Raw genomic sequence first — 18,072 nt, 5'->3', positions numbered from 1 at the left:
GTCGACCGCGGCCTCGCCGACCGCGCCCGCCTCCTGGGCGGCACCACCGCCGCCGGACCGGCCGACGGGGTGTGGCGGCTGCGCGTGCGCCTGCCCCTGGCGCCGCCCGCGTGACGGCCCCGCCGGAGGGGTCCCGAGCCCGCACCCCACACGCGGACGCGCACCGGCGTCCGCGGAACCCACCGACCCGAAGGACCACGCCATGACCGAGACTCCGCTGCGCATCGTGCTCGCCGACGACGAGCGCATGGTGCGGACCGCGCTGCGCGTCATCCTCAGCGCCGAGCCGGACCTGGAGGTCGTCGGCGAGGCGGCGACCGGCGCCGAGGCGGTGTCGGTGGTCCGCGAGGTGCGGCCCGACGTGGTCCTGATGGACGTGCGCATGCCCGAGGTCGACGGCATCCGCGCCACCGAGCAGATCCTGCGGACGCAGCCGGACCCGCCGCGCATCGTCGTCGTCACCACCTTCGAGAACGACGCGTACGTGTACGAGGCGCTGCGCGCCGGGGCGTCCGGCTTCCTGCTCAAGCGGGCCGACGCCGACGCCCTGGTGCAGGCGGTGCGCCTGGTGGCGCGCAGCGACTCGCTGCTGTTCCCGGCGGCCGTACGCGCCCTCGCCGCCGAGCACGCGCGGACCACGGCGACCCCGCCCGCGCCCTGGGTGGCCCGGCTCACGGGCCGGGAGAGCGAGGTGCTGCGCCTCATGGCGGCCGGGCTCACCAACGCGGAGATCGCCGCGCGCATGGAGGTGGGCGCGGCCACGGTGAAGACGCACGTGGCCGCCGTGCTCGCGAAGACCGGCGCGCGCGACCGCACCCAGGCGGTGATCGCGGCGTACGAGGCGGGCTTCATGAAGACCTCGTGAGACGGCCGGGCGGCGGGGGCTCCGGAGCGGCTCCCGGATGAGGGTTTCCTGAGAAGCCGGACACATCCGGCCGGAGCGGGAACGATTCGCCCGGCTGTTCCCGTCCTTGTGGGAGATGAACAAGACGATCAGGCGCGCCTCGGTCTTCGCGCTGCTCCTGGTGCTCGCCCTCCTGGTGCGGGCCACCTGGCTGCAGTTCCACGACGCGAAGGCGCTCGCGGACGAGACCATGAACCGGCGCAACGCGATCAGGACGTACGCGGAGCCGCTGGGCGACATCATCGTGGCCGGGGACGCCGTCACCGGCTCCCGGCGCACGTCGGGCGGCGACCTGGCGTACAAGCGCACGTACAAGGACGGCCCGCTGTACGCCGCCGTCACCGGCTACAGCTCGCAGGTGTACGGCGCCACGCAGCTCGAGGGCATCTACAAGGACCTGCTCGACGGCAGCGAGACCCGGCTGAAGAGCCCCCTGGACACGCTCACCAACAAGCGCGCCGACCCCGGTGACGTCCTCACCACCATCGACCCGGCCGTGCAGAAGGCCGGGTTCAAGGCGCTCGGCGACAAGAAGGGCGCCGCCGTCGCCATCGACCCGAAGACCGGCAGGATCCTCGGGATGGTGTCCACGCCGTCGTACGACCCGTCGACGATCAGCGGCTCCGCGGACGGCGAGGCGTGGAAGAAGCTGACCGACGACTCCGAGAACGCGGACAAGCCGATGGTGAACCGGGCGCTGCGGCAGCCGCTGCCGCCCGGCTCGACGTTCAAGCTCGTCGTCGCGGCGGCGGCCCTGGAGGACGGCCTCTACGGCTCGGTGGACGACAGGACCGACAGCCCCGACCCGTACACGCTGCCCGGCACGCGGACGTCCATCCCGAACGACATCAAGTCCGCCCCCTGCGAGAACGCCACGCTGCGCACGGCGCTCCAGTGGTCGTGCAACAACGTCTTCACCAAGCTCGCCGTCGACCTCGGCGAGGACAAGCTGCGGGCGCAGGCGGAGAAGTTCGGCTTCAACGCGGAGAAGCTGGACGTGCCGGTCCGCGCGGGCACCAGCGTGTACCCGAAGGGCATGGACAAGTCGAGCACCGGCCTGACCGGCATCGGCCAGTTCGACGTGACCGCGACGCCGCTGCAGATCGCCATGGTGTCGGCGGCCCTCGCCAACGGCGGCGAGCTGAAGTCCCCGCACATGGTCGCGAAGACCACGGACTCCGACGGCGACGTGCTGCGGGACTACGACGGCGAGGCGGGCGCGCAGCGCGTGGTGAGCGAGTCCACGGCCGAGCAGTTGCAGTCCGCGATGCGCACGGTCGTCGAGAAGGGCACGGGGACGAACGCACGGATCGACGGGGCGACGGTGGGCGGCAAGACCGGCACCGCCCAGCACGGCGAGAACAACAGCAAGACGCCGTACGCCTGGTTCACGTCCTTCGCCAAGGGGGACGACGGCAAGGAGGTGGCCGTGGCGGTCATCGTGGAGTCGTCGGGCGCCGCGCGCTCGGAGGTCAGCGGGAACGGCCTCGCGGCGCCGATCGCCGCCAGCATGATGCGCGCCGCCCTCCGCTGACGCCCCTGGGCCACCCGGTTCCGCCGGTGCGGGCCCTCGCCTTCGCGGGGGCCCGCGCCCGCGCTCAGCGCCGGCGGCTCAGCGCCGTGGCCGCCGCCAGCGGGAGCAGCGCGCCGACCGCCAGGCCGGCGACGAGGCCGAGGCCGCTGAGGGGGTCGCCGTCGCGCAGGGACACCGTGGCCCCGGCCACGAGCACCGCCGCGGCGACCGCCGCGCACAGGGCGTGGAAGCGGCGGCTGAAGTAGACCCGCCGGACCGGCACGGCGGGCACGCCGCCCAGCTCGGCCGCGGGCCCGTCGTCGGCCGCCCGGGGCCGCTTGAACCACGCGTACACCGCCCAGTTCCCGCACGCCTCCCACCCGTCGCGCGCGAGCCGCTCGTCGAGCCCCTCGCGCCCCCGGGAGACGAGTTCACGCCGGTACTGCCACCGCTGCGCCCGCTCCCGGCTGCGGCGGCACACGAACCGCCCGAGGGCGTCGACGCGCTCGACCTCCCAGCCCTCGTCGCCGAACCGCCCGAGCAGCTCCTCGTCGACGGCTGTGTCGGCGGTCCACCGCCAAGTCTCGACGCCCGCCCCGGGCGGCACCGGCTCCCCGCCGCCGGGGGCGAGCTGCCGCGCGAAGTCCTCGACCGGGCCGAACTCGTCCCCCGGGTCCGTCCCGCACTCCCCGAGGTACGCGGCCAGGTCGGCGACGGTGACCCGGACCTGCTCCTCCGGCAGCCCCAGGTCGCGCAGCCGCGCCTGCAGGCGCGGCAGGTACGTCTCGCCCCCGGCGCCGGTACCGCTCATCGCACTCCCGCCCTTCCGAGGACCTCGCGCACGGACGTGTCGAAGGCCAGCCACAGTTCTCCCTGCTCGGCGAGCACGCGCCGCCCGGCCGGGGTCAGCGTGTAGTAGCGCCGTCCCGGCCCCTTCTCCGCCGCCCGGAACTCCGCGGCGACGAGGCCCGCCTCCTCCAGGCGGTTGAGCACCGGGTACAGCGTGCCGCCCCGGATCTGCCCGAAGCCGGCGGCGCCGAGCCGCTTGGCGATCTCGTAGCCGTAGCTCTCGCCCTCGGTGAGGCCCGCGAGGACCAGCAGGTCGAGGACGCCCTTGAACCAGCTCGCCCGCCGGTCCGCGCTCACGCCGCCCCGCCCGGGGCCCGGGCCGGTTCGGGCGCCGGGAGCGTCAGGTCGCGCACCGAGATCATGACGTGTACGGCGACGGGCAGGAGCAGGCTGCCGGTGGCCAGGTACAGGCCGGTGAGCAGCGTCCCGAAGAGGGCGAAGACGGCGACGCCGGTGCCGCCCTGGTACCACCCGGCAACTGCGTAGACGGCCACCGACACCGCGGCGGCCGCGTACAGCGGCAGCCCCAGGGCGCCGACGCCGAAGGCGATGAGCAGGCCCCGGTAGAGGAGTTCGGCGCAGAGGCCGTCGGTCACGGCGGCGGCGACCGCGAGGCGCCGCTCGGCCGCGGTGCGCGGCAGCATGGCCGCGACGGCGTCGCGGCCGGGGATGTGCTTGCCCTGCCGGGCCAGCGCGTGGAAGTGGCGCCCGGACACGGCGGCGACGACGCCGAAGAGCAGGACGAGCAGCGCGGTGTACGCCGCGTCGTCGGGCGGCGCCAGGCCGAAGTCGGCGGCGGAGGTGCCCGGGGAGAGCAGCAGCACCGCGACCGCCGACGCGGCCAGCGCCCACCAGCAGACGATCGAGAACGTGAAGTAGCGCACGAGCGCGCGCGGCCGGGCGTCCCGGTGGCGGGCGAGCGACGCGTACATGCGGCGGCCCAGCCAGGGCTCGCCCAGGAGCAGATAGGCGGCGAGCGCGCCCCCGGCGGCCGTCCCGGCCGCCGAGAGGTCCGGCGAGATCGTCATGGTTCCCCCTGAAACAGGTGCGGGCGCGGGCCCGCCACTCCGGCGGGCCCGCGCATCCGTACGGCATCCGTACGGCATCCGTACGACTGGCTAGACCGTATGGCTACCTAGTCAGTTACGCAACCTAGGTCGGAGGGCCGGGTGGCCGGGGAGCCGGGCGCGCGGGCCGGTGCGGTGCTACGGCCGCCAGCCCGGGTCCCGTCCGCTCAGCGCGACCACCCGGTCGAGGAGGGGCGCGTCCGCGGCGACCGGCACCGGCGGCCCGAAGAGCGAGCCCCGCGCCTCGGGGGGCTCCGCCGCGGAGGCGGACAGCAGCTCGTGGGAGACGGCGAGGCTCGCCTGGTCCGGGGCGTACTCCTGGGCCGTGGCCCGGGCCAGGTCCCAGCCGTGCACGACGAGTTCGTTCAGCGCCACGACCCCGGCCACCTCGGCGGGCAGGTCCACGCCCCCGGCCCTGGTCTGCCCGGTCCAGGCGGCGGCGTCGCGCCACACCTCGGCCAACTCGGCGACGCGGCGCGGCAGTTCGTCACGCCAGTCGGCGCCCACGTCGGGCAGGGAGGCCGTCGGTGCGGTGTCGGTGCCCGGCCCGAAGTCCTTCCGCGCGGCGGCGGTGAACGCCTCGGCGAGCCCGACGACGTGCCCGAGCAGGTGGCGCACCGCGTAGTCGGGGCAGGGCGTCGGGTCGTCGAGCTGGTCCTCCTTCACGGCGGCGGCGAGGCGCGCCACGAGCCGGGCCTGCGGCCTGAGGTCGGGCAGCTCGCGCGGGTCTGGCTTCGTGGTGTCCGGCATGGCGGTCTCCTCCGGTTCGCTAGGTGCTTCTCCTTACCTGACTGCCCCGGCCGCGCGGACTCATCGCCGTTTCCTCAGGCGGTCGTTCACCCCGGGACGAGGCATCCGCCCGATGCCGTCCGCACCGCCTCACGCCCAGCATCGGGGCGTATGACAACGAGGATCGGACACGTCGTGCGGGACCGGGACGCGGCGCTGTGCCTGGGCGCGGTCGTGGTCTCCGGGTTCGGCAGCTCCGCGCTGTTGCTGGTGGCGGGGGTGTGGGTGAAGGACCTCACCGGCTCGGACGGCCTGGCGGCGCTGTGCGCCCTCGCCCTGTGGCTCCCGGTGTGCGCGGGCCCGCTGCTCGGCGCCCTCGCGGACCGGGTCCGGCGGCGGCCGCTGCTGATCGCCGTGAACCTGGGGCTCGGCGCGCTGCTCCCGGTGGTGCTGTGGGTGGACTCCGCCGCGCGGGTGGGGCTGCTCCTCGCGGTCCTCCTGGTGTACGGGGCCTGCGGCGTGGTCACGGACGCGGCGGAGGCCGCGCTGGCGGCCCGGGCCGTCGGCGAGGAACTGCTCGGGGACTTCAACGGCCTGCGGACGGCGGCGAACGAGGGCATGAAGCTGGTCGCGCCGCCGGTCGGCGCGGCCCTGTACGCGGCGTACGGCGGCGGCCCCGTGGCGCTGCTCGACGCGGTCACGTTCCTGCTGGCGGCGGGGTTGTTCGCGCTCGTGCGGACGCGTGAGCGGCGCCCGGCGCCGGGCGCGGCGGGCACCTGGCGGCGCACCGCGGCGGGCGCCCGCTTCCTGTGGCGGGCCGGGGCCCCGGGCGCCCCGAACCCCGGGCGCGGCGACCACCGGGACGCCACCCGGCCGCTGCCGCTCGTCCTCGCGGGCGGCCTCACCATGCTGACGGCGGGGCTCAGCGGCGCCACGGTGTACGCGCTGGTGGAGGGGCTCGGCCGCTCCCCCGCGTACACGGGCGTGCTGTACACCGCGCAGGGCGCGGGTTCCGTCGCGGCCGGACTCGCGGCGGGCGCGCTGCTGCGGCGGCTCGGCGCGCGGCGCCTCGCGGGGGCGGGGGCCGCTTCGACGGCGGCCGGGGCGGCGATGCAGGCGCTGCCCCAGGAGGCGGCGGTCGTGACGGGGTGCCTCGCGCACGGCGCGGGCCTGGTGTGCGAGCAGGTCGCCGCGCTCACCGCCGCGCTGCGCGCCGAGCCGGACGCGCTCGCGGGGCGGGTCGTCGCCACGGCGCAGACGCTCGTCCTGGCGCCGACGGCCCTCGGCATCGCGCTCGGCGCCGCCCTGGTCGAGCTCGCCGACCCGCGCCTGCTGCTGGTCCTCTGCGCGGGGGCGCGGCTCGCCGTCGCCGCGCCCCTGCTCAACCCGGTGCGCCTGGGCCCTACTTCACGCCCGCCCAGCGCTTGACGGTGGCGATCACCCGCGACTGCTGCGGCTCGGGCAGCTTCGCGATGGAGGCGCCGTGGTTGGCGCCCGGCACGACGTAGCGGTACGAGTCGCGGTGGCTGGGCGTGAACCGCTCCGCGCTCCACGGGTCGTTCTCGCCGTAGATGAACATCATCCGCTGGCCCCGCGTCCGCACCCAGCGGTCGACGTCGGCGATGGTCCGGTTCTCGTACGAGCCGCGCATGGCGGCGGGCAGCACGGAGTTCGGCTGGTAGAGGCCGGGGTGGTGGCGCACGCCCTTGAGGTGGCCGAACTTCAGGTCGGCCCAGCCGAGTTGGGTGGCGGCCTGGCGGTAGTAGGGGCCGGAGCCGTTGGTGCCGAGCTCCTCGTCGTGGTAGACGCTCAGACCGTGCTTCTTCGACCAGCCGTACAGCTCGTCGTCGGTGGCCTTCCCCGCGTCGGGCACGGTCGCGCAGTTGTCGGCCGTGTCCGACTGCCAGAAGTTCCACACCTGGTCCAGGACCGCGAACTCGTAGGCGCGGTCGGTGGTGCCGAGGGTCTCCTCGAAGGTCTGGCCGTTCGCCCGGGCGTCGGCCTCGAACTTCGGCAGGAGCGTGGCGCGGCGGGCGAGCATCTCACGCTGCACGGCGTTCAGGGCGGTGCGGCACTCCTTGGTGCCGACGGTCCTGAAGAAGCGCTCGTAGCCGGAGTCGTCCTCGTTGTCCGCGTCGTTCGGCGCCACGAAGGCGACCACGGCGTCCAGGTCACGCGGGTGGAACCGCTCGTGGTAGGTGGCCGTCATGCCGCCCTTGCTGGCGCCCGTGCCGAGCCACTTGCCCTTCTCGACGGTGCGCAGCGCCTGGGTGATGCGGTGCTCGTCGGCGGCTTCCTGCTGGACGGTCATCTTGGTCCAGTCGTCGCCCGCCGCGCCCTTGGGCCGGGACTCCTGGAAGTAGCGGTGCTCGACGCTGACCTGGTTGGCGTCGAGGAGCTTGGTCAGGGCCGTGGTGCCGGAGGACAGGCCGTAGCCGGTGGTGTAGAGGACGGTGGGCTTGGCCGTGGCCTTGTGCCACAGCGTCAGGCGCTGGGAGAAGGAGGCCCCGTGCGGGCGCTTGTGGTCGACGGGCTGGCGGTAGGTCAGGTGGTAGAAGGGGTACCCCTCCTTGTCCGTGACGGAGACGACCGTCAGGCCGGATATCTTCTCCAGCCGGGCCCGGATGTCCTGGGTCCGGTCGGCCCGCCCGGCACCGGTCCGCGCGGACCGGTCCTCCTGCGCCGCCCGCTGCCGCGCCGTCCCGTCCTGCGCGGCGGCGCCGGCCGCCGCGACCGGCAGCGCCGCCACCGCGAGTCCCGCACAGACCAGCGCCGCTGTCCCCTTGATGCGCACCTTGTCTCCTTCATCCCCCGCCACGGGAGCGTTGTGTGGTGCGCGGATCGTAACGGCTGTCAGGCGAGGCGCGACAGCTCCCGCGCGACGTGGGCGAGGTCGGCGTCGGAGGCCAGTCCCGCGTGGTAGAGCCGTAGTTCGATGGCGCCGAGCGCGCCCGCGCGGCGGGCGTCGGCGGCGAGCGTGGCGGGGCTGCCGCCGAGGCCCGCCACGACGGTGAGGTTGGCGGCGAGCACGGTGCGGTCCGTGGCACGGGCGGCGAAGGGCGCGAGCGCCCGCGCGTCGCCGGTGCAGGGCACGACCACGCCGTCGGCCACGGACAGGACGTGCGCGGGGTCCACTCCGGCGTTGGCGCCGCAGTGGTACGGGACGGGGTCGGCGTGCAGCAGCACGGGGAAGCCGACAGGTGCCTCGGCCCGGACGGCCGCGACCGCCCGCTCCTGGAGTTCCCGGGCGGTGCGCTCGCGCCAGGCGCGGGTGGCCGCCGCCGCTCCGTCGCCGACGAGGCGCTCCACGCCCGCCCAGCCGGACGCGGGCGGGGCACCGCGCCACTCGGGCTCCAGGCCCCGCCGCACGGCCGCCGCGAGGTGGTCGGGGTCCTGGCCGTGCGCCGCGTAGCCGGTGCGGCAGTCGGCGCAGAAGCAGAGCGACATCAGGTACTGGCCCACCTCGCCGAGGCCGACGCCCGCGACCTTGTCGTGGGCGTGCGGGTGCGCGAAGCCGTACCAGCCGCACGACTCCAGCTCGGCCCCGCCCGCGCCCGGCCGGGCGGCGGCCTCGGCGGCCAGGTCGACGAGGTGGGCGCAGACGTCGGGCCGCGCGATGCAGGGCGCCCACGGGTAGCGGTCGCCGTAGGCGTTCACGACGCAGGTGTCCGGGTGCTCCGTGCCCAGGCGGGAGTTGTGCGCGAGGACCACCCAGGCGTGCACGTCGAGCCCGGCCGCCTCCAGCGCGCCGGCGGCCTCGGCCCAGGCCTCGCCCGGCGCCCAGCCGCCCACCGCGTACGGCCGCAGGGCGCGGCCCCGCCAGCGCCCGCCCGGCGTGTACAGCACGGCGGAGTGCTCGGCGGTGACGACGCGGTGGCGCGGGTGGCGGGGGGTGAGGGCGCGCGTGGAGTGGTAGGCGGAGGCCAGCGTCACCTGGCGGACGCCCAGCGCGGCGACGCGGTCGGCGGCCGCGGGGTCGCCGAGGACGTCCCAGGGGTAGAGGAACGCGCCCGCCTTCACGCCGAGCCCTCCACCCGCTCGACGGCAGCAGCGCCGCCCGCGCCCTGCGAGGCGTCGGAGGCGTCCGCGCTCCCCGCGCCCCGCCCGCCCTGCACGCCTTCCCTACCCACCAACGTCCGCCCCCGCTCGATCAGTTCGGCGAGCTGCTTGACGTGGTCGGCGGTGGGCTCGTGCAGCGGTGGGCGCACCCCGCCGACGTCCAGGCCGGTGAGCCGGACGCCCGCCTTGACCAGGGAGACGGCGTACCCCCGGCCTTGGGCGCGCAGTTCGACGAAGGGCCGGTAGAAGCCGTCGACGAGGCGGGCGCAGGTGGCGTCGTCGCCGGAGCGGAGCGCCCGGTGGAAGGCCAGCGCGAGGTCGGGGGCGAAGCAGAAGACCGCCGAGGAGTACAGGCGCACGCCGATGCCGCGGTAGGCGAGGCCGGTCAGCTCGGCGGTGGGCAGCCCGTTGACGTACAGGAAGTCACCGGGGGCGGCGGAGCGCACCGCGCTGACGATCCGCTGCATCAGGTCGAGGTCGCCGAGGCCGTCCTTGAGGCCGATGATCCCGTCCGTACGGGCCAGCTCCACGGCCGTGCCGGGGGTGAGGACGGCGTTGTCGCGCTGGTAGACGACGACGTCGAGCGCGGTGGCCGCGGCCAGGGCGCGGTAGTGCCGCAGCAGGCCCTCCTGCGCGGCGGCGACCAGGTAGGGCGGCAGGGCGAGCAGCCCGTCGGCGCCCGCCTCCTCGGCCAGGCGCGCGTACCGCACGGCCAGCGCGGTGCCGTACCCGGTGCCCGCGAGCACCGGCACGCGGCCCGCGGTCTCCGCGACCGCGGCGGCCACGCACTCCTGGAACTCCTCGGGCGTCAGCGCGTGGAACTCCCCCGTGCCGCAGCAGGCGAAGACGGCCGCGGCGCCCGCGTCCACACCCCGGCGCACGTGTGCCCGGAAGGCCTCGACGTCGACGCGGCCGAGGGAGCCGCCGGGCCCGAAGGGGGTGACGGGGAAGAACAGCGGCCCGCTGGGAACGCGCAGCCGGGAGGCGAGGGACACGGGGCCGCCCGCCGCGCGGGGCCCGTCCCCTCCGCGGGGCCCGTCCCCCTGACGGAACCCGTCACCTGCACGGAGCCCGTCGCCCTCGCGGCACCCGCCCCCCGCGCCGGACCGACCTGACCGACCTGACGTCACGGCTCCCCCTCGGTGTGCACATGTATGACTCTCGTCCATCCTTCTGAATGGGCCCACGCTAGGCCCCGCCCCCACGGCGGTCAAGCGCCCCCACGCTCGACCCAGAGCCCCGACCGACCCTGGCCGCGCTCCCTTGACGCCGCCCGAACCACTCCTTAGCGTGTCCACACATGTGAACGTCATCCACGCACACGACCCGACGAACGTCCTCCACGCACACGACCCGACGCCCGGACGGGCATCCCCTCGCAGCCCAAGGAGACCGCATGCCCGCCCCCCGCACCCTCCTGCTCACCGGAGCCGCCGGCGGCGTCGGCACGCTGATGCGTGACCTGCTGCCCGCGTACGGCTACACGCTGCGCCTGCTCGACCTGCGCCCCGTCGAGGGTGCCCCGGACGCGCTGACCGTGGACCTCACCGACCGGGCCGCGCTGCGGGAGGCCGTGCGCGGCGTGGACGCGGTGCTGCACCTGGCGGGCATCTCCCTGGAGGCGGACTTCGACATGATCCTGCGCGCCAACATCCAGGGCACGTACCACCTCTACGAGGCCGTCCGCGAGGAGTGCGTACCGCGCGTCGTGTTCGCCTCGTCCAACCACGCGGTGGGGTTCACCCCCCGCCCGGCGGGCGGCGACCCGCTGATCCCCGTCTCCGCGCCGCACCGTCCCGACACCTTCTACGGCCTGTCGAAGGCCTTCGGCGAGGACCTCGCCCAGCTCTACTGGGACAAGCACGGCGTGGAGACCGTGTCCGTGCGGATCGGCTCCTGCTTCCCCGAGCCCACCAGCGTGCGCATGCTGTCGGTGTGGATGTCGCCCGAGGACGGCGCGCGGCTGTTCCACGCGGCCCTCACCGCGCCGGACGTCGGCCACACCGTGGTGTACGGCTCGTCGGCCAACACCCGGTTGTGGTGGGACCTGGAGCCCGCGCGGGCGCTCGGATACGTGCCCCGGGACGACTCCGAGCGGTTCGCGGCGAAGCTCGTCGCCGAGCACGGCGAGCTGGACCCCGCGCGCCCCGACCACGCCCGCCTCGGCGGCCACTTCTGCACGAACCCACCGCTGTGGCCGTCTTGAGCATCAGCCTGGAAGGTGAGGCGTCCGTACGCCTGGAGTCGCCCCCGGGTCAGACCGCGGGCCGACGTACCCGAACGCCGTTTCGCCTAGCGTGAGTTGCCATGACCACGACCCGACACGCGGCGCGCGGACGCGCCCTCGCCACCGTGCTCGCCCTGGCCCTCGCCCTGCCGCTCGCCGGCGCGCCGACCGCCTTCGCCGCGCCCTCGCCGGACGGCGGCCCCACCGCCGAGGCGCCCGCCACCCGGCCCGAACTGCCCCGCCCCACCGGCCCCTACGCCGTGGGCCGCGACACCCTGCACCTGGTCGACACCGGCCGCCCCGACCTGTGGGTCCCCGACCGGCCGCGGGAGCTCATGGCGTCGGTGTACTACCCGGCGCGGGGCCAGGGCGGGCGCTCCACCGCGTACACGTCCACCGAGGCCGCCCGCGCCATGCTCGCGCAGCACGGCCTCGACGTCTCCCCCGACGCCTACGCCTCGACGCGCACCCACGCCCGCACCGGGGCGGTCGCCGCGCGGGGCCGGTTCCCGCTCGTGCTGCTCTCGCCCGGCTTCGGCGCGCCGCGCTCGACGCTCACGCACCTGGCCGAGGACCTGGCCAGCCGGGGTTACGTGGTGGCGACCGTGGACCACGCCCACGAGGCCGCCGGGGCGGAGTTCGAGGGCGGCCGCATTCCGCCGTGCGTCGGCTGCGACCCGGACGCGGACGTGCCCGGCGACCGCATCACGGCCAACCGGGCGCAGGACCTGTCGTACGTCCTGGACCGCCTCGTCGGCGGCAGGACCGGCAAGGCCGCCTGGGCCCGCTCGGGCATGATCGACCGCAAGCGCGTCGGGGCGGGCGGCCACTCCATCGGCGGCGCCGCCACCGCCGCCCTGATGAACACCGACCGGCGGGTGCGGGCCGGGATGAACATGGACGGCGGCATGCGGATCCCGCCCGACGGCCTGCGCGGCCGCCCCTTCCTGCTGCTCGGCACGCGGCTCACCACCACGCCCGGCGGCCCCTACGGCTGGGACGCCGCCTGGCCGCTCCTCGACGGCTGGAAGCGCTGGCTGACGGTCGCGGGCTCCGGGCACTTCACGTTCACCGACGCGCCCGTCGTCCTCCACCAGCTCGGCGCGGACGAGGACCCCGAGGCCACGCTCTCCGGGCGGCGCGCGGCGGAGATCACCCGCGCCTACATCGGCGCGTTCTTCGACCGGCACCTGCGCGGCACCGACAGCCCGCTGCTCGACGGCCCGGCCCCGGCCCACCCGGAGGTGACGTTCCACCGGCCCTGATCCAACCGGCCCTCATGCAACGGCGGTCCCACACGGGCAGCCCTGATCCGACCGCCCTGATCCAACCGGCTCCGATGTGACCGCCCCACACGGGCGGCAAACGGGCACGCCCGCCCCGCGAACGGGCGTGCCCCCCGCCCGCTCCCCAGGCCACGACCGCACCGAGCGGGCACATACGGGCAGCATCGGGCGGGCTCCGAGCCTGGTCAGCCCCGTGCCCGCGCTGTAGAACTTCCCCACAGGGCCCGAACGGGCAGCGCGATCGAGCCAAGGCCGAGGGGAAGAGGTGGCGCCATGACGGCGGAGGAGCGTCAGCGGCAGATCGTGCGCACGGCCCGCCGGGCGGGCTCCGTCGACGTCAGCGCGCTCGCCGCCGAACTGGGCGTCGCCAAGGAGACCGTACGCCGCGACCTGCGCGCCCTGGAGGACCACGGCCTGGTCCGGCGCACCCACGGCGGCGCCTACCCGGTGGAGAGCTCCGGGTTCGAGACGACGCTGGCGTTCCGCACCACCATGCACGTGCCGGAGAAGCGGCGCGTCGCCGCCGCGGCGGCCGAGCTGCTCGGCGACGCCGAGACCGTGTTCGTCGACGAGGGCTTCACCCCGCAGCTCATCGCCGAGGCCCTGCCGCGCAACCGCGACCTGACCGTGGTCACCGCCTCCCTGGCCACGGCCGGCGCCCTCGCCGCCGCGGAGCACGTCACCGTGCTGCTCCTCGGCGGCCGGGTCCGCCCCGGGACCCTCGCGACCGTCGAGCACTGGACGACCCGCATGCTGGCGGGCTTCGTCATCGACCTCGCCTACATCGGCGCCAACGGCATCTCGCGCGAGCACGGGCTCACCACCCCCGACCCGGCGGTCAGCGAGGTCAAGGCGCAGGCACTGCGGGCGTCCCGGCGCGCGGTGTTCGCGGGTGTGCACACCAAGTTCGGGGCCGCGAGCTTCTGCAGGTTCGCGGGCGTCGGCGATCTGGAGGCCATCGTCACCAGCACCCGGCTGCCCGCCGCCGAGGCCCACCGCTACGCGCTGATGGGGCCGCAGGTCATCCGCGTCTGAACTCCGCCGCGTCCCCCGAGGCCCGAACACGCCCTGCCGCGCCCCGCCACATCCCCTTACGCCCCGAATGCCACCTTTCATCCCAGGAGCGAACCATGCGAACCCAGAGCCGACGGAGGCGGCGGTCCCTGCTCGCCGCTGCCGCCGCAGGGACGCTGCTCGCCCCGCCGCTGTCCGGCTGCTGGGCCGGAGCGGGCGGGTCCGGGTCCGGCGGCGACGCCGTCAACGTCCTCATGGTGAACAACCCGCAAATGGTGCAGTTGCAGAAGCTCACGGCCGAGCACTTCACCCGGAGGACCGGCATCAGGGTGCGCTTCACCGTGCTGCCGGAGAACGACGTCCGCGACAAGATCAGCCAGGACTTCGCCAACCAGGCGGGCCAGTACGACGTCGCGACGCTCAGCAACTACGAGATACCGATCTACGCCAGGAACGGCTGGCTGCGCGAGCTCGGCGGCTACGCGCGCAAGGACCGCGCCTTCGACCAGCGGGACATCCTGAAACCGATGCGCGACTCCCTCACCGGCGCCGACGGCAAGCTCTACGGCCAGCCCTTCTACGGCGAGTCGTCGTTCCTGATGTACCGCAAGGACGTCTTCGCCGAGGCCGGGCTCACCATGCCGAAGCGCCCCACCTGGCGCCAGGTCGCGGACCTCGCCGCGAAGGTGGACGGCGCCGAGAAGGGCATGAAGGGCATCTGCCTGCGCGGCCTGCCCGGCTGGGGCGAGGTCATGGCGCCGCTGACGACCGTGGTGAACACCTTCGGCGGCACCTGGTTCGACAAGGACTGGACGGCCCGCCTCGACTCCCCCGCCTTCGAGCGGGCCACCCGCTTCTACGTGGACCTCGTACGCGAGCACGGCCAGTCCGGCGCGGCCCAGTCCGGGTACGCGGAGTGCCTCAACAACCTCACCCAGGGCAAGACCGCCATGTGGTACGACGCCACGGCCGCCGCGGGTTCCCTGGAGGCCGACAGCTCCCCCGTCAAGGGCAGGATCGGCTACGTCGCGGCGCCCGTGGAGCGCACGCAGAGCTCCGGCTGGCTCTACACCTGGGCGTGGGGCGTGCAGAAGGCCTCCCGCAACCACGACAAGGCCTGGAAGTTCATCTCCTGGGCGTCCGGCAAGGAGTACGAGCGGCTGGTCGGCGAGAAGACCGGCTGGGCCAACGTGCCCGCGGGCAAACGCGCCTCGACCTACGCCGACCCGCGCTACCGCCGGGAGGCCGCCGCCTTCCAGGGCGTGACGCGCGCCGCCATCGCGGGCGCCCGGCCGCGCGACCCGGGCGTGCAGCCCCGGCCCGCGCCCGGCATCCAGTTCGTCGGCATCCCCGAGTTCACCGACCTCGGCACGAAGGTCTCCCAGGAGATCAGCGCCGCCATCGCCGGCCGCACGTCCGTGGAGTCGGCGCTGGCCCGGTCCCAGGACCTCGCCGAGGAGATCTCCGAGGAGTACGAGGGACGATGACCGCCACCACGACCCCCGCCCCGGCCCGCACGCGCGTGCCCGCCACCGCGCCCCGCCGCACCCACGGCCGGCTGCGCGCCTGGGCCACCCGCGCCCCGCTGCTGCCCGCCCTGGTCTTCATGGTGGCCGTGACGCAGCTCCCGTTCGTGGCCACCCTGGTGATCTCCTTCTACGACTGGAACGCGCTCTACCCCGACGCCCGCGCCTTCACCGGCCTCGCCAACTACCAGGAGGTCCTCACCGACGCCGACCTGCGCGAATCCGTGGGGACGACGATCCTGCTCACCGTCACGGTGGTGCTCGCCAGCCTCGTCATCGGGCTCGGGCTCGCGCTGCTCCTGGACCGGAGGTTCCGCGGCCGGGGCGTGGTCCGCACCCTGCTCATCACGCCGTTCCTGCTGGTGCCGGTCGCCGCGGCCCTGCTGTGGAAGCACGTCCTCTACAACCCCGAGTACGGCCTGTTCAACGGCCTGCTGCACTGGGTGGGCGGCGACGGCGCGGCCCAGCCCGACTGGATCTCCCGCACCCCGCTGCTCGCGATCGAACTGGCCCTGATCTGGCAGTGGACGCCGTTCATGATGCTGATCCTGCTCGCCGGGCTGCAGAGCCGCGACACCGAGCTCATCGAGGCCGCCCGCATGGACGGCGCGGGCACCTGGCAGATCTTCCGCCATCTGACCCTGCCCCACCTGCGCCGCTACCTCGAACTCGGCGCCCTGCTCGGCTCCGTCCACATCGTGCAGAACTTCGACGCCGTCTTCACGATCACCTCCGGCGGCCTGGGCACCGCCAACCTGCCGTACACCGTCTACCAGAGCTTCTACCAGGCCCACGAGAACGGCCTGGCGTCCGCCGCCGGCGTCCTCGTCGTCATCGGCTCGCTCGTCATCGCGACCTTCGCCCTGCGCGTGGTGTCGTCCCTGTTCCGCGAGGAGGCGTCCCGCGCATGAGCCCCGTACGCACCCCGCCCGCGGCCCCGGTTGTCCGCACCCGGGGGCTGGGCCTGGGCCTGGCCGCCTGGCTGGCCGGGCTGCTCTTCTTCCTGCCGGTCGCCTGGATGGCCCTGACCTCCTTCCACTCCGAGGAGGACGCGGCGACGAACCCGCCCTCCGTGGCCGCCTCCCTCACCCTGGACGGCTACCGCGAGTTCTTCGGCTCCGGCGGCGGCGCGAGCCCCTGGCCGTCGCTGATCAACTCCCTGGTGGCGTCGACGGCGTCCACCCTGCTCGTCCTGGTGCTCGCGCTGCCCGCGGCGTACGCGCTGTCGATCCGCCGCGTCCGCAAGTGGACCGACGTCCTCTTCTTCTTCCTCTCCACGAAGATGCTGCCGGTCGTCGCGGGCCTGCTGCCGATCTACCTCTTCGCCAAGGACACCGGCCTCCTCGACAACATCTGGCTCCTGGTCGTCCTCTACACCTCGATGAACCTGCCGATCGCCGTCTGGATGATGCAGTCGTTCCTGGCCGAGGTGCCGGTCGCCGTCATCGAGGCCGCGCACGTGGACGGTGCCCGCCTGCCCACCGTGCTGACCCGGATCGTCGCCCCCATCGCCCTGCCCGGCATCGCCGCGACGGCCCTGATCTGCTTCATCTTCAGTTGGAACGAACTGCTCTTCGCCCGGGTGCTCACCGGCGTCGTCGCCCAGACCGCGCCCGTGTTCCTGACCGGCTTCATCACCAGCCAGGGCCTGTTCCTGGCGAAGGTGTGCGCCGCGTCGCTCGTCATCTCCCTGCCGGTGCTCGCCGCGGGGTTCGCCGCCCAGGACAAGCTGGTCCAGGGCCTGTCGTTGGGAGCCGTCAAGTGAAGGCCGCCATCATCGAGTCCGTCGGCACCGCGGTGGTCGGCGAGGTGCCCGACCCCACGCCGGGGCCGCGCGACGTCGTCGTCGAAGTCGCCGCGTGCGGCCTGTGCGGCACCGACCTGCACATCCTCCAGGGCGAGTTCGCGCCCGCGCTGCCGGTCGTGCCGGGGCACGAGTTCGCCGGGACGGTGGTGGGCACCGGCGTGGACGTCACCGAGGTGCGCGTGGGCGACCGCGTGGCCGTCGATCCCTCCCTGTACTGCCACGAGTGCCGCTACTGCCGCACCGGCCACAACAACCTCTGCGAGCGCTGGGCGGCGATCGGCGTGACCCGCTCCGGCGGCGCCGCGCAGTACGCGGTGGCCCCCGTCGCCAACTGCGTCCGGCTGCCCGAGCACGTACGCACCGAGGACGCCGCCCTCATCGAGCCGCTCTCCTGCGCGGTACGCGGCTACGACGTGCTGCGCGCCCGGCTGGGCGCGCACGTGCTGGTCTACGGCTCGGGGACCATGGGCCTGATGATGCTGGAGCTGGCCAAGCGGACCGGGGCCGCGAGCGTGGACGTCGTCGACGTGAACCCGGACCGGCTCGCCACCGCCCGGCGGCTCGGGGTGTCCGCCGCCGGCGCGACCCCCGACGAGCTCGACCGCCCGCAGGGCTGGGACGTCGTCATCGACGCGACGGGCAACGCGGCCGCCATCCAGGACGGCCTGGACAGGGTGGCCAAGGCGGGCACGTTCCTCCAGTTCGGGGTGGCCGACTACGCCACGCGCGTGACGATCGACCCGTACCGGATCTACAACCAGGAGATCACCATCACCGGCTCCATGGCCGTCCTCCACAGCTACGAACGGGCCGCCGAACTCTTCGCGGGGGGCGTCCTCGACCCCGACGTCTTCATCAGCGACCGCCTGCCCCTGGACCGCTACCCGGAGGCGCTGGAGCGGTTCGCGGCGGGCCAGGGCCGCAAGATCGTGGTGCTGCCCTGAGCGGGTCGATCGGCCTTCGGCCTCGTCCTCAAGCGCCGGACGGGCTGCCCATGAGCGCGCTCCGCGCGCGGGCGCCCCTTTCCCGAAACCCACACAGTGGGGCGCCCCGCGAAGGAAAGCGGACCGGTAAGGGAACGGCAAAGTCCC

At 74.7% G+C, this 18,072-nt stretch carries 17 protein-coding genes; 10 read left to right on the top strand and 7 right to left on the bottom strand.

Annotation, left to right across the window (positions count from 1 at the left end):
* The first annotated feature begins 202 nt into the window (after nt 1–202).
* A complete protein-coding gene (locus IE330_RS12700; protein WP_190136050.1) occupies nt 203–865 on the top strand; it encodes a response regulator transcription factor in 663 nt (220 codons plus the stop codon).
* 115 nt (nt 866–980) lie between these two features.
* The gene (locus IE330_RS12695; protein ID WP_190136049.1) at nt 981–2,438 is read left to right on the top strand and encodes a peptidoglycan D,D-transpeptidase FtsI family protein; all 1,458 of its coding nucleotides are present in this window, start codon (nt 981–983) and stop codon (nt 2,436–2,438) included.
* Nucleotides 2,439–2,502: 64 nt separating this feature from the next.
* On the opposite strand, the gene IE330_RS12690 is transcribed toward IE330_RS12695, so the two are convergent.
* The 4 genes from IE330_RS12690 to IE330_RS12675 form a co-directional block, all read right to left on the bottom strand.
* On the bottom strand, nt 2,503–3,228 hold the full coding sequence (locus IE330_RS12690; protein WP_190136048.1) for a hypothetical protein: 726 nt from the start codon (nt 3,226–3,228) through the stop codon (nt 2,503–2,505).
* Nucleotides 3,225–3,563, bottom strand: coding sequence for a PadR family transcriptional regulator (locus IE330_RS12685; RefSeq protein ID WP_190136047.1), 339 nt, complete (start codon nt 3,561–3,563; stop codon nt 3,225–3,227). The genes IE330_RS12690 and IE330_RS12685 overlap by 4 nt, the downstream gene beginning before the upstream one ends.
* On the bottom strand, nt 3,560–4,294 hold the full coding sequence (locus IE330_RS12680; protein WP_190136046.1) for a CPBP family glutamic-type intramembrane protease: 735 nt from the start codon (nt 4,292–4,294) through the stop codon (nt 3,560–3,562). Before IE330_RS12680 ends, IE330_RS12685 begins: the two co-directional genes overlap by 4 nt.
* Before the next feature lie 177 nt (nt 4,295–4,471).
* Nucleotides 4,472–5,083, bottom strand: coding sequence for a TIGR03086 family metal-binding protein (locus IE330_RS12675; protein WP_190136045.1), 612 nt, complete (start codon nt 5,081–5,083; stop codon nt 4,472–4,474).
* A gap of 150 nt (nt 5,084–5,233) precedes the next feature.
* Between IE330_RS12675 and IE330_RS12670 the strand changes: the two genes are divergently transcribed.
* Nucleotides 5,234–6,490, top strand: coding sequence for an MFS transporter (locus IE330_RS12670; protein ID WP_190136044.1), 1,257 nt, complete (start codon nt 5,234–5,236; stop codon nt 6,488–6,490).
* On the opposite strand, the gene IE330_RS12665 is transcribed toward IE330_RS12670, so the two are convergent.
* The 3 genes from IE330_RS12665 to IE330_RS12655 are packed head-to-tail and all read right to left on the bottom strand — an operon-like array spanning nt 6,465 to nt 10,116.
* A complete protein-coding gene (locus tag IE330_RS12665) occupies nt 6,465–7,856 on the bottom strand; it encodes a S28 family serine protease (RefSeq protein WP_190136043.1) in 1,392 nt (463 codons plus the stop codon). The two genes, IE330_RS12670 and IE330_RS12665, sit on opposite strands and share 26 nt — an antisense overlap.
* Before the next feature lie 59 nt (nt 7,857–7,915).
* Nucleotides 7,916–9,082 (bottom strand): hypothetical protein, encoded by a 1,167-nt coding sequence (locus IE330_RS12660; protein WP_190136042.1) that lies wholly within the window; start codon nt 9,080–9,082, stop codon nt 7,916–7,918.
* Nucleotides 9,079–10,116, bottom strand: coding sequence for a 5-dehydro-4-deoxyglucarate dehydratase (locus tag IE330_RS12655; RefSeq protein WP_229925589.1), 1,038 nt, complete (start codon nt 10,114–10,116; stop codon nt 9,079–9,081). Before IE330_RS12655 ends, IE330_RS12660 begins: the two co-directional genes overlap by 4 nt.
* 401 nt (nt 10,117–10,517) lie before the next feature.
* Between IE330_RS12655 and IE330_RS12650 the strand changes: the two genes are divergently transcribed.
* The 7 genes from IE330_RS12650 to IE330_RS12620 all read left to right on the top strand — a co-directional run bounded on the left by IE330_RS12650 (nt 10,518) and on the right by IE330_RS12620 (nt 17,925).
* Nucleotides 10,518–11,327, top strand: coding sequence for an NAD-dependent epimerase/dehydratase family protein (locus IE330_RS12650; RefSeq protein ID WP_190136040.1), 810 nt, complete (start codon nt 10,518–10,520; stop codon nt 11,325–11,327).
* Nucleotides 11,328–11,428: 101 nt separating this feature from the next.
* A complete protein-coding gene (locus IE330_RS12645) occupies nt 11,429–12,613 on the top strand; it encodes an alpha/beta hydrolase family protein (RefSeq protein WP_190136039.1) in 1,185 nt (394 codons plus the stop codon).
* A gap of 294 nt (nt 12,614–12,907) precedes the next feature.
* Nucleotides 12,908–13,669 (top strand): DeoR/GlpR family DNA-binding transcription regulator, encoded by a 762-nt coding sequence (locus IE330_RS12640; protein WP_190136038.1) that lies wholly within the window; start codon nt 12,908–12,910, stop codon nt 13,667–13,669.
* 95 nt (nt 13,670–13,764) lie between these two features.
* Entirely contained in the window at nt 13,765–15,135 is a 1,371-nt protein-coding gene (locus IE330_RS12635) for an ABC transporter substrate-binding protein (protein WP_190136037.1), read from the top strand.
* Nucleotides 15,132–16,085: a carbohydrate ABC transporter permease gene (locus tag IE330_RS12630; RefSeq protein ID WP_190136036.1), complete on the top strand. Its 954-nt coding sequence runs from the start codon at nt 15,132–15,134 to the stop codon at nt 16,083–16,085. The genes IE330_RS12635 and IE330_RS12630 overlap by 4 nt, the downstream gene beginning before the upstream one ends.
* The gene (locus IE330_RS12625; protein ID WP_190136035.1) at nt 16,082–16,939 is read left to right on the top strand and encodes a carbohydrate ABC transporter permease; all 858 of its coding nucleotides are present in this window, start codon (nt 16,082–16,084) and stop codon (nt 16,937–16,939) included. Before IE330_RS12630 ends, IE330_RS12625 begins: the two co-directional genes overlap by 4 nt.
* Entirely contained in the window at nt 16,936–17,925 is a 990-nt protein-coding gene (locus IE330_RS12620) for a zinc-dependent alcohol dehydrogenase family protein (RefSeq protein WP_190136034.1), read from the top strand. Before IE330_RS12625 ends, IE330_RS12620 begins: the two co-directional genes overlap by 4 nt.
* Nucleotides 17,926–18,072 lie beyond the last annotated feature (147 nt).

This window comes from Streptomyces longispororuber (genome assembly GCF_014656095.1).
GTDB classification, from domain to species: Bacteria; Actinomycetota; Actinomycetes; order Streptomycetales; family Streptomycetaceae; genus Streptomyces; species Streptomyces longispororuber.
Note: the sequence above shows the minus strand (reverse complement) of the source record. Positions and strands in the feature narration are given on the sequence as shown.